This is a genomic window from Microcystis sp. MC19 (genome assembly GCF_003019735.1).
In the GTDB taxonomy this organism is placed as follows: Bacteria; Cyanobacteriota; Cyanobacteriia; order Cyanobacteriales; family Microcystaceae; genus Microcystis.
This window is the reverse complement of the sequence record NZ_CP020664.1, coordinates 3,087,056-3,101,970: the sequence shown is the minus strand read 5'-3', so window position 1 is coordinate 3,101,970 and position 14,915 is coordinate 3,087,056. Positions and strand designations below refer to the sequence as shown.

Here is a 14,915-nt window from a genome sequence, read left to right as displayed (position 1 = left end):
TGTTATCATTTCCTTATTTTTTTACTAGGAGCGTTTGACATGACTGGTGACTACGCAGCTTCTTATCTGCCTTGGATTTTAATCCCGATCGTCTGTTGGTTAATGCCAGCCGTGGTTATGGGGTTGTTATTTATCTATATCGAGAGTGAATCCTAATTTAGCTCTAGGATTCCTACAATTAAGAGCTTGAAAATTAGCTATTTAATAGTTAGTTTTCAAGCTCTATTTTCTGAGGAAAAAGGAAAAAATTGACCAGATGAAAATGGGTAAAACCCTACACCCCACACCCTGGGGCCAGGGTGCATCCCACATTTGCAGAAATACCGACAATCAGCAATTATACTAAATCCGTTGAGTATAGGCTACTTATGAAGATAGGCAAAAGGCACTCATGCAAAAGGCAAAAGGGGGGATAAATAATCAGTCTTTAATAACCGGATTTAGAATTATCAGTGACTCTTAAATTAGTACAAAAATATGAACAATCGCGTGTAAGCATCTCACAGTTAACCTAATGCGCGGGGGGTTTGGGGGGTTCTACCCCCCAAAAGCTTGGATTGAGTGATAAAACCGAAAGTAACGCCCAATTTTAGGAGAAAGTTTCCCCTGAAAAATCCCAAATTAGTAGATTTACAAAAATGATACCAAATCCCTTTTTAATAGTGTGATTAACTCTCAAGTTATGAATTGTTTCTCCCCACACCCCACACCCCACACCCCACACCCACGAAAAACTTTTTGCCGCAAACCCTACTTATAAAGCGGTTAGATAGCGGATTTTTTCCAACAAGAGGGAGGGTTGAATGGGTTTGAGGAGATAGTCGTCAATGCCATGACGACCGAGGAAATTAACGCTGATTTCGGGGGTATCATTCAAGATTAGCACTTTACTGGCTTGAGTTTGGCTGGATTTTTTTAAGAGATGACAGAGATGATATATATCGGGCATTTTTCGATCAACAATTATAATACTTGGCTGCACGATCTCAATTTTTTTGATAGCGGAGACACTATCAATTAACCAAATAACTTGATAATGTGCCACCATCAATAACTCACAAATAAGATTGGCAATTTCTTCGTCACTTTCAATCAAAACTATCGTGGGATGGTGGTGATTAAAATGGGGATTATGATCCGAGGGTTGGGGTTGGGATTTAGGTGGCTTTTGTTGAGGTAAACGGACGGTAAAGATGGAACCTTTATCTAAGCAAGATTCTACCTCGATCGTGCCGCGATGCAGTTCCACTAATTGTTTAGTTAAAGCCAATCCTAATCCCATACCACCATAACGACGTTTGCGGGAGCCATCCAATTGGGTAAATTTTTCAAACAGAAGCGGTATTTTTTGAGCAGGAATGCCGATGCCCGTGTCCTCTACTTGAAAAATGACCTGGCTGCCTTCTTTCCACAGTCTCAGGGTGACAGCACCCTGTTCGGGGGTAAATTTCAGGGCATTTTTTAACAAGTACAAAAGTATCTGCTGAACTCGATCATAATCGGCGTAAAAATAATGCTCTTTTTCGGTGATTTTCATCTCTAAAATCAGGTTAATTTCTTTAGTTTCTGCCTCCATTTTAATAATGTCTAAAACGTGATTACAGAGGTATTTTAGCGAAAATTGTTTAATATCTAAAACGGCTTTTCCTGCCGAAACTTGCGAGAAATTAAGCAAGTCATTGATTAATTCTAATAGTTTATTGCCGTTATTATGAATAACTTTTAGATAGTTTTTTTGTTTGTCGGGGGGTAAAAAATTATTGGCTGCTGAGCATTTTTGCAGGGTACTGGACAAACCGATAATACAAGTTAGGGGAGTTAATAACTCATGACTCATATTATTTAAAAATTCACTTTTGCAGAGGTTAGCGGCTTCTGCGGCCATTAAAGTATCTTGTAATTCTTGGGTTCTTTCTATTACCCGGCGCTCAAAAATATCTTTTTGTTCCTGTACTTGAGAATATAATTGCGCTTGGTAGATAGCGATAGCGAGATGTTCTCCAATCTGACCTAAAAATTTCTTTTCTTGCGGCAACCATCGGCGTTTTTCTCCACATTGATGGGCAATTAATAAACCCCACAATTCTTCTTGTACCACAATCGGGGCGATTAATTTTGATCGCACTTGGTGTTGTCGCAAAAATTCGGACAAACAGAAGGAAGAAGAATAGTTAACATCCACATCATCCACGGCCAGAATTAATCCTTGACGATACTTTTCCTTGTATTGGGGAATATAGGAAAAACAATCGTCTTCGGGGGTTAAATTTAACACGGAATTTATCTGGTCGGAAATGCGCGACTCGGAAGTTATTTTTCCCTTTCCCTCACCGATACCGGGGAAAAATTGATAAATTAACAATCGGTCCACTTGCAAAAATTCCCGCGCTTCCCTGACCACGGTTTCCAGAATCACCGGTAACTCCAGACTCTGACGCATTTGGGTGATGACTTGGTTTAATAATCTTTCCTGTTCGATTTGTTGGGATAGGGCAGCTTCTACCGGTTGACAAACGGAGAAGATGCGGGGACAACCCACCTCAGCAGCCGGAGAAGAAATTATCGAGAGAATTTTGACTAAAATTTTATTTTGAAAACTGCTGACATTATTGGACAGAGGCAGATTTAAAATTTGATAACCCTGCTCAATTTTCGGGTGGTGGAGAGACTTGGCGGCCAGTCCTTGCAGAAAATTTTTAATCGTGTTCGCTTCAAAACTAATGCGGACTTCGTACTCAAAACCATGCTCTTGGGGACTGGCTAACAATAAAGCTTGTAGGTCGGTGGAAAGCAAGAGTTGATAGATTTCCCCCGTCTTTAGGGGCAGCTCTCTTTCACTGAGACTAATCCTCGGCACTGTCACCTGTAGCGTCAACTGTCCCCACCAAGAACGAATTTGTTCGAGGTGAGTAGATGATAACACTTGACAGCAAACATAAGCGGGAGAAGCATTCATTTATCAGTTATCAGTTATCAGTTATCAGTCATCAGTTATCAGTTATCAGTTATCAGTTATCAGTTATCAGTTACCAGTTATCAGTTATCAGTTATCAGTTATCAGTTATCAGTTATCAGTTATCAGAAGGCAGGAGGCAGGAGGCAGGAGGCAGGAGGCAGGAGGCAGGAGGCAGGAGATAGGGTGGTGGGGTGTTGGGGTTTTAGGGTTTTAGGGTTTTAGGGTTTTAGGGTTTTAGGGTTTTAGTTGAAATTCCCCCACTTCCCCACTTCGCTACACCCCAGTCATCAGTAAGGTGTTGGGGTTTTAGGGTGTTGGGGTTTTAGTGAAGATTTTTCTTAATCCCTATCCCCTAACACCTATTCCCTGTTCTTTAAATTGCCGCAGACAGATATAATCATCTCTATCTACCCAACAATGATCCCTCGATCGAGACCCCGATTCCCGAAACCTAATCATTATTTAACCTGACTCTCAAAACTTATGCACCGAATCGCTCCCCAAGCGGGTGGTTGGACAGCAGATACCGAAGGGGTGATTGTTATTGACCAAAATCCGGCCCCGATTGTTCTCCTCACCATGGCTGATACCGATATTCAAACTCTAGCGGCAGCTATCGACCATCTACCGGATAATTTTCCCGCAATTCGCGCCCTCAATTTATCCCAGTTACAACAGCAATACAGTATCGATAACTATGGGGACAAGGTACTATCCCAAGCAAGGGTGATTATTCTTCGCTTATTGGGGGGACGGGGGAGTTGGTCCTACGGGTTGGAAGTAGTTAAGGAAATTGTCGAGGAAACTGGTGCGACTTTATTTGTCCTCCCGGGAGAGGATAAACCGGATTTAGAGTTGATGAGTCATTCCACTGCTTCCCTGACTACTGTTAACCAGTTATGGTGCTATTTCACGGAAGCAGGGATAGATAACTGGATTAATGCTGCTAAATTTATCGCGCATACCTGTCTCCATCTCGACTATCTTCCCTCTCCTCCTGGGGTTGTCCCTAGGTTGGGAATCTATTCCCAGACAACCCTATCCCAACCCCAAGCACGGACTTGGATACTTTTCTATCGTTCCCATTATCTCGCGGGTAATACCAAAGCTATCGATGCTTTAATCAGTGCTTTCACCCAAAGAAACATTGAAACTGTCCCCATCTTTCTCTCCTCTCTCCGGGAAATCGAAGTGCAAGAGGAACTATTAACCCTCTTTTCCCACCATCCCCCAGACCTAATTCTCGACACCACTAGCTTCTCTATCCAGCGACCGGAAGACAAACAAAATCATCACTTCTGGCAGTCCCTCAATAAACCCATCTTCCAAGTTATCCTCAGCAGCAGCAGTTTAGAAGCTTATCAACAGGGTTATCAAGGTCTTTCCCCCCGGGATGTGGCTATGAATATCGCTTTACCGGAAATGGATGGCAAAATTATCACCCGTGCTATTTCCTTTAAATCTGTCCTCACCCGACATCCGAAACTAGAAACGGAAATAGTTATCTATCAACCCCTCCCCCACCGGGTTGATTTTGTCGCTGATTTAACCGCAAACTATTGTCAACTCTCCTCCCTTCCCAACTCCCAGAAAAAAATTGCTCTCATTTTCCCCAACTATCCCAATAAGGATGGTCGTATCGCTAACGGAGTCGGTTTAGATACTCCCGCTAGTGGTTTGGAAATTCTTCGCGCATTACAAACCCAAGGTTATACCCTCACCGACCTCCCCGACCATAGCGATGAATTAATGCGATTGCTGATTTCCGGTATCACTAATGACCTGGAGACAAGGGAATTAAAACCTATCTATCAATCTCTCTCCCTAGAAGCATATCTAGATTATTTCTCCTCCCTTCCCCCCGATAATCAAAGCGCTCTGCTTGACCGTTGGGGACATCCGGATGGGGATTTTCCTATCCCCGGCATCCAGTTAGGTAATGTCTTTATCGGTATTCAACCTTCTCGCGGTTATGACCTTGACCCGACTCTTAATTATCATTCCCCCGACCTGGAACCTACCCACAGCTATCTCGCTTTTTACCATTGGTTACGACAGGAATTCCAAGTCACTGCTGTGATTAATCTCGGTAAACACGGCAATTTAGAATGGCTACCGGGGAAAAGTCTCGCTCTTTCTCCCCATTGTTATCCCGAAATTGCTTTCTCGTCGCTGCCGAATTTTTATCCTTTTATTGTCAATGACCCCGGAGAAGGGTCCAGCGCTAAAAGACGTTCCCAAGCTGTTATCATCGACCATCTCACCCCCCCAATGACGCGAGCGGAATTGTATGGGGATTGGGAAAAGTTAGAGTCCCTCATCGATGAATATTATCAGGCAGAATCTCTTGATCCTTCTCGTTTAGCTCTGATTCGCGAGCGGATTAACGATCTGGTGGCGAAAACTAATCTCGATCGAGAGCTAGGCACGATCTCGCGTAGCGAGCGCGTTGCGACCAGCGCCTCCTTTAGTCAATTTCTCACCCTCGTGGATGGTTATCTCTGTGAACTCAAGGAAGCACAAATCCGCGACGGTTTACACATCTTCGGTCAATGTCCCCAGGGTCAGCAGTTAATTGATTTAATTCAATCGATTGCCCGTTCTCCCAGTCCCGACCGCCCCGGTTTAACCCGTTCGATCGCCCTTGACCTCCATCTCGACTGCGACCCCCTGACGGAATATAACGATACTACTACTTATCTGGAAGGTCTCGCTCAGGATTTAATTAGCCGGAAAATTGAACCTGTAGGCGAAAATACGGCAAAAGAATTGGTTTGGCTAGAAAATCAGTTAATTCCTGCTTTAAAACAAACCCCCGATGAACTTATCTATCTCTTAAAAGGTCTCGCTGGCGAATACGTCCCCAGTGGTGCTTCTGGCGCTCCTACCCGCGGCCGTCCCGATGTTCTCCCCACCGGCAGAAATTTCTATTCTGTCGATACCCGCGCAATCCCCACAGAAACCGCGTGGGAAGTGGGAAGAAAGGCTGCAGAGGCACTAATTGAACGTTATACCCAAGAAAATGGCGAATATCCCCGCACTTTGGCGATTTCTATCTGGGGAACTTCGACGATGAGAAATAGTGGCGAAGATGTGGCCGAAGCCATGGCTTTACTGGGAATTCGTCCCCTTTGGGATGGTTTTTTCCGTCGGGTGGTCGGGTTTGAAATCCTTACCCCGTCTAGCTTAGGCCGTCCTCGTATTGATGTGACTGTTCGGGTATCGGGCTTTTTTAGGGACAGTTTCCCCAGCATACTACATCTTCTTAATTCTTGCATAAATGCGGTAGCTTGTCAAGAGGAAGAGGAAAAAATTAATCCTTTAGCGGCGAAAGTGAAGACAGAGAGGGAGTTTTGGCTAAGTCAGGGCTTAGGAGAAAAAGAGGCGAAACTGAGAGCTACTGCCAGAATCTTTGGCTGCAAACCTGGTGCTTACGGGGCCGGTTTACAGGGGTTAATCGAGTCACAAAACTGGCAAAATGATCAAGACTTAGCTAATGCTTATATTAACTGGAGTTGTTATGCCTATGATAGCCAAGGAACTGCCCATTCTTTACCGGAAGTATTGAGAAATAGACTGCAAGAATTAGAGATAGTGCTGCACAATCAGGACAATCGGGAACACGATATTTTCGACTCCGATGACTACTATCAGTTTCAAGGCGGCTTAACTGCCAGTGTCCGGGCTTTAACCGGCAAAAATCCCGTCACCTATTTTGGTGATCATTCCCGTCCGGAAAATCCCCGCATCAGAAGCCTAGAGGAAGAAATTCGCCGCGTTTACCGCTCGCGAGTGGTTAATCCCAAATGGATAGCGGGAGTGATGCGACACGGCTATAAAGGCGCTTTCGAGATGGCTGCGACCGTAGATTATATTTTTGCCTACTCTGCCACTACTCATCTGGTGGAGGATTTTATCTATCAGGGAGTAGCCGAAGCTTATTTATTTGACGACAAGGTACAACAATTTATTCAGGAGAAAAACCCCTGGGCATTGCGAGATATGGCCGAAAGATTATTAGAAGCTCAACAACGGGGATTATGGACCCAGGTGGACCAGAAAACTTTAGATCGATTGAGGGCAATTGTCCATGAGGCCGAAGGAGCGATCGAATCGGGTCAGTAATTGATAACTGGTCTAGAATCAATCTATCAAGAAATTGCTCAAATTACTTTAGTAATGAGAAACGGGACTAAATAATGGCCGGAATTGAGGGATTGAGGATTAAAAATTATCGAGCGCTCAAGGATATAACCCTGGGCAAGTTATGGAATACTCAAAATCGAGATTCTCTGACACCGATGACGGCCGTTATCGGCAAAAATGGTGTGGGAAAAAGCACACTTTTTGATGCCTTCGGTTTTTTATCTGATTGTCTTAAAGGAGGAGTAGAAGAAGCTTGTGATGCGCGAGGTCGGGGCGGGTTTGAGCGTCTTCGTTCCCAGGGTCAGGAAGGAAGCATTGAATTTCAGATTTATTACAAAGAAGATTACAATTCCCGACCAATTACCTATGAATTAGCTATTGATCTAGATACGGATAATAGACCTTATGTAAAAAAAGAAAGACTCAGACAGAGAAGAAAAGGTCAAAAGACCGGATGGCCTTTTTCATTTTTACTCCTCGATGAGGGGAAAGGAATCGTCTGGAAAGGAGAAGAAGAAGGAAAACAAGTAGAAGAAGGTCAAGACCATTTTGATTTACTTAAGTTAATAGAAAAAATTCAACAAGAAGCTGATGAGGAAAGCAAGGAAACCGAGTTAGTGGAACTGAATGATAAGCGCAAACTAGGAATTGCTACTTTAGGTTCTCTCAAACAGCATTCGAGAATTTCCCTATTTCGGAGATTTATTGAGGGATGGTATCTCAGCTATTTTACTCCCGATGCGGCCAGAAGTTTGCCCCTAGCCGGACCACAGAAACATTTGAATATCCATGGAGATAATCTCGGTAATGTGGTGCAGTTTATGGAAAGAGAGCATTCCAAGAAATTTCAGAATATACTTAATAGTATTTCTCGTAAGATACCGGGTATAGAAAAAATTAGCACCGAAAAAAGTCCCGATAATCGACTATTATTAAAATTTAATGATCGGGGATTCCAAGACCCATTTTATGTACAGCAAATGTCCGATGGTACTTTAAAAGTATTCGCCTATCTCTTACTGTTAGAAGACCCTTCTCCACCGCCATTTATCTGTATTGAAGAGCCAGAAAACGGCTTATACCATAAACTATTAGAAACCTTGGCTCAAGAATTTAGAAAACACGCCACAGGACAGAGAGGACGTTCTCAAATTTTTATCACCACTCATCAACCTTATTTTGTTGATGCTCTCCAGCCAGAAGAAGTTTGGATTCTGGAAAAGGGTGATGATGGTTTTTCTCGGATTAAACGGGCCAGTGACAATCCCTTAATCAAGAATCTCGTCTCAGAAGGATTGACCCTTGGTAGTCTTTGGTATAGTGATTACTTAGATGAGAGATAAGGTCATGCACTTTGAAATTTTGGTCGAGGATTTGTCGGGAAAAAAAGCACTTGATATTCTAATTCCTAAGATTATTGACATGAATGCAGGTCATACATTTAGGGTTCATTCCTATAAAGGCAGTGGTCATATTCCCAGAGACTTACAGTCTGTTTCCGATCCTAGCAAACGGATTCTTCTTGAGCGACTACCTAAACTGATTCAAGGATATGATAAAACTTTTTCTAGTTACCCTGATAATTATGCTGCTGTGCTGATTGTGGTTGGCGATCTGGATAATCGATGTTTTCGAGAATTTCGACAAGAATTAAGCAATTGTCTGGAAAAATCTGCTATCCAATCCCAAATTTACTTCTGTATTGCTATTGAAGAGGGAGAAGCTTGGTATTTAGGTGATATTAATGCCATAAAAATTGCTTATCCCCAGGCCAAAAGTGCTGTCTTGGATTCCTATATTAATGATAGTATCTGTGGTACTTGGGAAAAACTGGCAGATGCTGTATATAAAGGTGGAGCGAAACAATTATCTAAGTTAGGTGGAGCTTCTGTGGGTCAAGAGAAAACAGTCTGGGCAGAAAATATTTCTCCTCAGATGAGTGTGGATATTAATCGATCGCCCAGCTTTGGCTATTTTCGAGATAAACTACGTCATCTCAGTCAGGAAGAATCAAGATAAAGAGGGCGAATGCAATTCGCCCCTACAATAAATAATATTATGGCGACAATGGTAGGGGCGCACCGCGTGCGCCCAAAATGTCATTTAGATATTTCTCCAAAAATAACGGAGCAAAAAATCTAGAGACATTGGGGCGTACTGTAAACAAGCCTAGGGATCGGGTTTGTTTCAGCTTAGTCTCTGGGACGACTTAGGGCCAGAGAAAACCTCAACCTCAACCGGTTTTTATCTGCGATCGCCTGTTCGTTCCTTATCAAGGCTTGACATAAAAAGCGCAATAATGTTATAATAAGGAACTGGCTTAAGCCAAAGACAGCAGGGGCGAAACAGCTTAAATACCCTGCCGAGGTCAAAGCGAGAAAACAGCGGCCAAAAAGACTAAAGAGAGAGATATTTTCTGTCTTGGTCGTGCCTGAACTGAATTCTCTCCACTCAACCCCGGCGCTACAAGGGGTTATTTTTGCGCCTCTGGAACCAGTCCCCCGCGTACAGGAGGTGAACAAGGGATGGGGAGAAGCAGAGAAAGCAAGGGAGTAATTCTAGAAGAATTAAAAACCTCCCTTAGCGAAGCTCAATTAACGATGGTCATCGACTATCAAGGTTTAACCGTCGCTGAAATCAGCAATCTACGCCGCAAATTGCGCCCCACAGGAACGATTTGTAAAGTCACCAAAAACACTTTGATGGGATTGGCAATTGCTGAAGATAGTGGCTGGGAACCGATGAAAAGCCTTTTATCGGGAACATCCGCCTTTCTGCTGGTAAAAGAAGATATTGGTGGAGCTTTCAAGGCCTATCAAGAGTTCAAAAAAGAAAGCAAAAAAACCGAATTGCGCGGCGGTGTCCTCAAAGAAGGGACAAAAGGTCAACTGTTGACAGAAGAGCAGCTCAAGGCGATCGCTGACTTACCGTCAAAAGAACAGTTAATCGCTCAGGTCGCCGGGGCAATCAACGCCATTGCCACCAAACTGGCCCGCAGCATCAACGAAGTTCCCGCATCTTTGGCCCGTGCCGTCGATGCCGTGGCCCGTCAAGAAGAAAAAGAAGCGGCTTAAGACCGCGCCAATCGCTCACTTAAAACAATTAGGAGTCTAACCCATGTCTGCTGTAGCTGAAATCTTAGAAAAACTGAAAACCCTGACCCTCTTAGAAGCTGCGGAATTAGTCAAAGGCATCGAAGAAACCTTCGGAGTTAGCGCCGCTGCTCCGGCCGGTGGCATAATTATGGCTGCCCCCGGGGCTGCTCCCGCGGCCGCCGCTGAAGCTGTGGAAGAACAAACCGAATTTAACGTTGTTCTCGAAGAAGTTCCCGCCGACAAGAAAATTGCTATCCTCAAGGTAGTGCGCGAATTGACCGGTTTAGGACTCAAAGAAGCGAAAGACCTAGTAGAAGCCGCTCCCAAAGCGGTTAAAGAAGGCACCAACAAAGATGATGCCGCCGCCATCAAGAAAAAACTGGAAGATGCCGGCGCAAAAGTTAGCGTTAAATAGATCGCCACTGATTCTGGGGATGTAATCTAGATCCCCAGACGAGCCGAAAAGCTCGTTTCCTGATACTATAGGATTGTTATAGCAGTCTTGTAGGATGTCCAACCATGGAAAGCGTCGCTTACATTTTAGTTTTAACTATGGCTTTGTCGGTAATTTTCTTCGCCATCGCCTTCCGGGAACCTCCCCGGATTCAAAAGTAAATTTCTTAACTCCGTTTAGGTTAATAATTTTTTTCCCGAGCCGCCCGCTTGTCAAAAGCAGGTTAGCGGCTCTGGTTTTCGTATTTAAAGGCTTAAATTAAAGGTTCCCCTCACCGAGCGCCTCCTATGCAATGCCCTAATTGTCAGCATACCGATAGTCGCGTTTTAGAGTCTCGTTCCTCGGAAAACGGTCAGAGCATTCGTCGTCGTCGTGAATGCTTACAATGTAAACATCGCTTCACTACCTACGAGCGCATCGAATTCGTGGCGATCACAGTGATTAAAAAAGATGGTAAACGGGAATCTTTTGATCGCTGCAAACTGCTGCGCGGTATCGTCCGGGCCTGTGAAAAAACTGGCATTCCCCCCTCAAGATTAGAGGCGATCGTCAATGATATCGAATCCCGTCTGCAGCAAGACTCAAAACGGGAAGTAACCAGTCAGGAGATCGGTCAATTAGCCCTAGAATACCTCCGGCAAGAATCGGAAGTTGCCTATGTGCGCTTTGCTTCGGTTTACGGCAATTTTCAGGGAATTAGAGACTTTATCGCCGCTTTAGCGCTGCTGCAATCCTCCGAAATCGAACGCGCTCATCCTTCTTGGTCTCCAGTGGAAGAAGCCAGCGTGATCACCTCGTCTTAAATAGTTCCCGATTCAGTTATAATTAGGATCCCTTGTGCTGTTTAAAGCCCAAGCTCTGGTTAGATTCTTAAAAGTCATTCTTGAGGCAGATTGCCAGCAAGAAAGCTGGATGCGGCAGTTCATCCCCTAGGCCCTGCCTAGAAACTAAATGGGGAGGCATCTCCTTTATTTAGAAACTGTACATCACATAGGAGGAAAAACCTACGGAAATTCCGAGGCCCAAACAACGTACATGACCACCCAAAAAACCGCAAACAAAAACATAGGCTTTACCCATGAAGATTTTGCCGCCCTTCTAGACAAATACGATTATCATTTCAGTCCGGGAGATGTTGTCGCCGGGACTGTTTTCAGCATGGAACCCCGGGGAGCGCTCATCGATATCGGTGCTAAAACCGCCGCTTTTATCCCCGTGCAGGAAATGTCGATCAACCGCGTCGATAATCCTGAAGAAGTTTTACAACCCAACGAAACCAGGGAATTTTTCATTCTTACCGACGAGAATGAAGATGGACAGCTAACCCTATCGATCCGTCGCATTGAATATATGCGCGCTTGGGAACGGGTGCGTCAATTGCAAAAAGAAGATGCTACCGTGCGCTCGAATGTTTTCGCCACTAACCGTGGTGGGGCATTAGTCAGGATTGAAGGTCTCCGCGGCTTTATCCCCGGTTCTCACATTAGCACCAGAGAGGCGAAAGAGGATTTAGTCGGTCAGGAATTGCCCTTAAAGTTTTTAGAAGTGGATGAGGATCGCAACCGTCTGGTTTTAAGTCATCGTCGCGCTTTAGTGGAACGGAAGATGAACGGTTTAGCCGTGGGACAGGTGGTAATCGGTTCCGTGCGCGGAATTAAGCCCTACGGTGCTTTCATCGATATCGGTGGAGTCAGTGGTTTACTGCATATTTCCGAAATCTCTCACGATCACATTGACACCCCCCACACGGTTTTCAATGTCAATGATGAGTTAAAAGTGATGATTATCGATCTCGATGCCGAAAGAGGTCGCATTTCCCTCTCGACTAAACAATTAGAACCAGAACCGGGAGATATGCTCAAAAATCGCCCGTTAGTGTTTGAAAAAGCCGAAGAAATGGCGATTAAATACCGAGAAAAACGTCTAGCGGAAGCGGAAGGACGGACTGTTTCGGAAGTAGTGGCAGAAATTGAAGTTCCCCCCGCCTTGGAGGAGGAAGATTTAGTTCTCGCTGCCACCGAGGAATAGGTCAGTTATCAGTTATCAGTCGTCAGTTATCAGTTATCAGATTTGAGTTTTAAGTGTACAGTATTAAATAGAAGTTTCCTACTGTCTTTTCACTGATCACTGATCGCTGAAACGTCTGCCAACCACCCGTTCACTTTCAATCTTCAAAACCGACACGGCTGGCAACTCCTGTAATTCCAGTCATCTCCTCACTACTGTTGGCATCGAGGAAACGATCCAAGTTATCAAAAGTGGTTCCGTAGGTAATAGTGTTATCGTCGTATCCTTTCAGATTGACGGTATGTTGATCGAAAGCTTGGTGGAGATAGGGTAAGCCGGTGAGATAGCTGTAGGTAGTTGCTCCGATAGCTAAATCCCTAGCTATTTCTTTAGTAGCTGACTCTAAACGGAAAGCGGCGTTAACTGTATCGCCAATCGCCGTATAATCTGGATGTTCACCGCTGCCAGTATTGCCCACCATGGCATAACCGGTATTCACTGCCGCACCGATGCGTAATTGGAAGGGTAAGGGATATTCTTGACTTAAAGTGCGGGTCATGTTGCATAGTTGCGTAATTGCTTGGAAAATTTGCAGGATATCCTCTTGATTGACTTCCTGTTGGCCGTGAAACCAGATGGCCATGATCGCATCACCAATATATTTATCTACCCAACTGCCGGAACTGCGGATAATATTCCCGGCATGGCGGAACCAACTTCCAATCAGAGAAGAAAGCACTTTTTCGTCTAATTGCCTCGTTAAAGCCGTAAAATTCCGCATATCCACCACCATCACCGATGTTAAGCGCCGTTCATGAACGGGGGAGGTGAGGGTATCCCATTCTAAATTGCGCGGTTGCTTGCCCCTGTTACTGGGAGTAGGACAATAGAACTGCACTTCGGTTTTGCCAAAGGTGATCCGATCTTGGTCATGGATAGTCACGGGAATAGATACCCTTCGGCCATTGACAAAGGTTCCATTGCGACTACCGAGATCGATCAGATAAAAATCTCCTGTTTCCGTGGACTGCAAAATAGCATGACTACGAGAGATACAGTTATCTTTTATCACGATAGCGTTGTCTTTGCTCCGTCCGATTGTCCAGTAAGCTCTACTCACGAGAGGGAAAAAACGTTGTCCCTTCTCGGTATGGAGTAGTAGATAGGGGTTTTGTCCTAGTATATCCACGGGTACATAAGCGGCAATAATATAGGTGGGGGTAACTACATATTCTATAGCGAACATTCCGCAGATATGTATGTACTTTTATCTATTGTTACATTTCTCCAGGATGTTTTTCCGAAAAACCTTGATTATTGAGAACATTTTCAAGAATTGATTTTTTCTGAGAGAAGCAATTACAATTCTTAACCCTAATAAAAATCGCTCATTCCAGCTACAACCGTTACCTGGAATGGGTTGGGGGCAATCTATCAGCAAAATTTATCCAGTGAGTGAATGTTAAGAAGTTTAGCTAAGAAAACCCTTAGGCCAGAGAAGCGGTAATCCAAAATAAACCATCGACTAAAATTGTACTTAATACGGCCCCGCTAAATGCCCACCAATGGCAGACCCGTTTTTGCAAAGGATAGATACCGATCGCCAGGAGCAGGTTGAGCAGCACGATCGCCCAACTGATACCCCAGGGGGTCTGAATTTGGGCCAAGGCGTTATGAAATATCGGCGCTACTAGGTTGGGGTCTAGTTCCACGGTCATTAGTTGTCGCCAGTAGGGAATTAGTCCCGTTAGATAGAAATATACATCGGTGATGGCGGTTCCTAACAAAGAACCCAGATAGAAAAGATTACCGACTTTGCCGCGACCTTTGTATAATCCCCAGAGAGCAAAGGGCAGCCCGATCGCTTCCATGGGAAGATGGATCAAAGGTTGCCAACGCCACCAACCCCAGTACAGAGAACCTGCTAACCAACTCCAACTAAAGCCCAAAAGTAAATCTCCCCAAAGACTGATTTTTGCTTGTTTGAGCAGCCAAATCCCTAACCCCACCCAGAAAACGGTTAAACCTAGACTAATTTCGGGATAGTAGCGCACTAGGGGTGCTTGCAGGAACACGGGGACTGATACCAGAAATGCTGCTGTCCAAAAGACGGATTGACATTTTTCCCAGTTAGGGACTAGGGGTTTCAGGCGATCGGGATTGGCGGGGACTAGGGTAGAGTTGAGCAAAGGATTTCAGAATTGTTACAAAACTTTACTTATATCAAGATACATCATTCTCTCTCTACTATATCCCC

13 protein-coding genes and 1 other annotated feature are annotated in these 14,915 nt (G+C 44.5%); of the genes, 10 read left to right on the top strand and 3 right to left on the bottom strand.

All coding sequences use genetic code 11. The features are described 5' to 3' along the window. Positions 1-39: 39 nt before the first annotated feature. Positions 40-156 carry a photosystem I reaction center subunit VIII gene (locus B5D77_RS15845; protein ID WP_004162778.1) on the top strand — a complete coding sequence of 39 codons (117 nt, stop codon included), beginning with the start codon at positions 40-42 and terminating at the stop codon, positions 154-156. Between the two features lie 598 nt (positions 157-754). On the opposite strand, the gene B5D77_RS15840 is transcribed toward B5D77_RS15845, so the two are convergent. Next, the gene (locus B5D77_RS15840) at positions 755-2,956 is read right to left on the bottom strand and encodes an ATP-binding protein (protein WP_106909175.1); all 2,202 of its coding nucleotides are present in this window, start codon (positions 2,954-2,956) and stop codon (positions 755-757) included. Between B5D77_RS15840 and B5D77_RS15835 the strand changes: the two genes are divergently transcribed. From B5D77_RS15835 to B5D77_RS15795, 9 genes are all read left to right on the top strand, one after another. Beyond that, positions 2,914-3,138, top strand: a complete 225-nt coding sequence (locus tag B5D77_RS15835; RefSeq protein ID WP_159036970.1) for a hypothetical protein — start codon at positions 2,914-2,916, stop codon at positions 3,136-3,138. The two genes, B5D77_RS15840 and B5D77_RS15835, sit on opposite strands and share 43 nt — an antisense overlap. Positions 3,139-3,439: 301 nt before the next feature. Next, a complete protein-coding gene (cobN, locus tag B5D77_RS15830; protein ID WP_106909174.1) occupies positions 3,440-7,081 on the top strand; it encodes a cobaltochelatase subunit CobN in 3,642 nt (1,213 codons plus the stop codon). A gap of 74 nt (positions 7,082-7,155) precedes the next feature. Then, complete coding sequence (locus tag B5D77_RS15825; protein ID WP_008206395.1) at positions 7,156-8,445, top strand: AAA family ATPase; 1,290 nt, start codon at positions 7,156-7,158, stop codon at positions 8,443-8,445. Between the two features lie 4 nt (positions 8,446-8,449). After that, positions 8,450-9,121, top strand: coding sequence for a DUF4276 family protein (locus B5D77_RS15820; protein ID WP_106910012.1), 672 nt, complete (start codon positions 8,450-8,452; stop codon positions 9,119-9,121). Positions 9,122-9,409: 288 nt separating this feature from the next. Next, positions 9,410-9,591: a sequence feature (ribosomal protein L10 leader region), on the top strand. A 36-nt stretch (positions 9,592-9,627) separates the two neighbouring features. Beyond that, positions 9,628-10,176, top strand: a complete 549-nt coding sequence (rplJ, locus tag B5D77_RS15815) for a 50S ribosomal protein L10 (protein ID WP_008206397.1) — start codon at positions 9,628-9,630, stop codon at positions 10,174-10,176. Between the two features lie 43 nt (positions 10,177-10,219). Next, positions 10,220-10,612: a 50S ribosomal protein L7/L12 gene (gene rplL / locus B5D77_RS15810; RefSeq protein ID WP_008206399.1), complete on the top strand. Its 393-nt coding sequence runs from the start codon at positions 10,220-10,222 to the stop codon at positions 10,610-10,612. 104 nt (positions 10,613-10,716) lie between these two features. Further along, the gene (locus tag B5D77_RS15805; protein ID WP_012267019.1) at positions 10,717-10,812 is read left to right on the top strand and encodes a photosystem II reaction center protein T; all 96 of its coding nucleotides are present in this window, start codon (positions 10,717-10,719) and stop codon (positions 10,810-10,812) included. A gap of 126 nt (positions 10,813-10,938) precedes the next feature. Continuing rightward, on the top strand, positions 10,939-11,454 hold the full coding sequence (gene nrdR, locus B5D77_RS15800) for a transcriptional regulator NrdR (protein ID WP_008206401.1): 516 nt from the start codon (positions 10,939-10,941) through the stop codon (positions 11,452-11,454). A gap of 232 nt (positions 11,455-11,686) precedes the next feature. Beyond that, complete coding sequence (locus B5D77_RS15795; protein WP_002781113.1) at positions 11,687-12,679, top strand: 30S ribosomal protein S1; 993 nt, start codon at positions 11,687-11,689, stop codon at positions 12,677-12,679. Between the two features lie 136 nt (positions 12,680-12,815). Here the strand turns inward: B5D77_RS15795 and B5D77_RS15790 are convergent, their stop codons facing one another. Beyond that, a complete protein-coding gene (locus B5D77_RS15790) occupies positions 12,816-13,904 on the bottom strand; it encodes an adenylate/guanylate cyclase domain-containing protein (RefSeq protein ID WP_106909173.1) in 1,089 nt (362 codons plus the stop codon). Positions 13,905-14,145: 241 nt separating this feature from the next. After that, positions 14,146-14,847: a DUF3120 domain-containing protein gene (locus tag B5D77_RS15785; RefSeq protein WP_008206407.1), complete on the bottom strand. Its 702-nt coding sequence runs from the start codon at positions 14,845-14,847 to the stop codon at positions 14,146-14,148. Positions 14,848-14,915 lie beyond the last annotated feature (68 nt).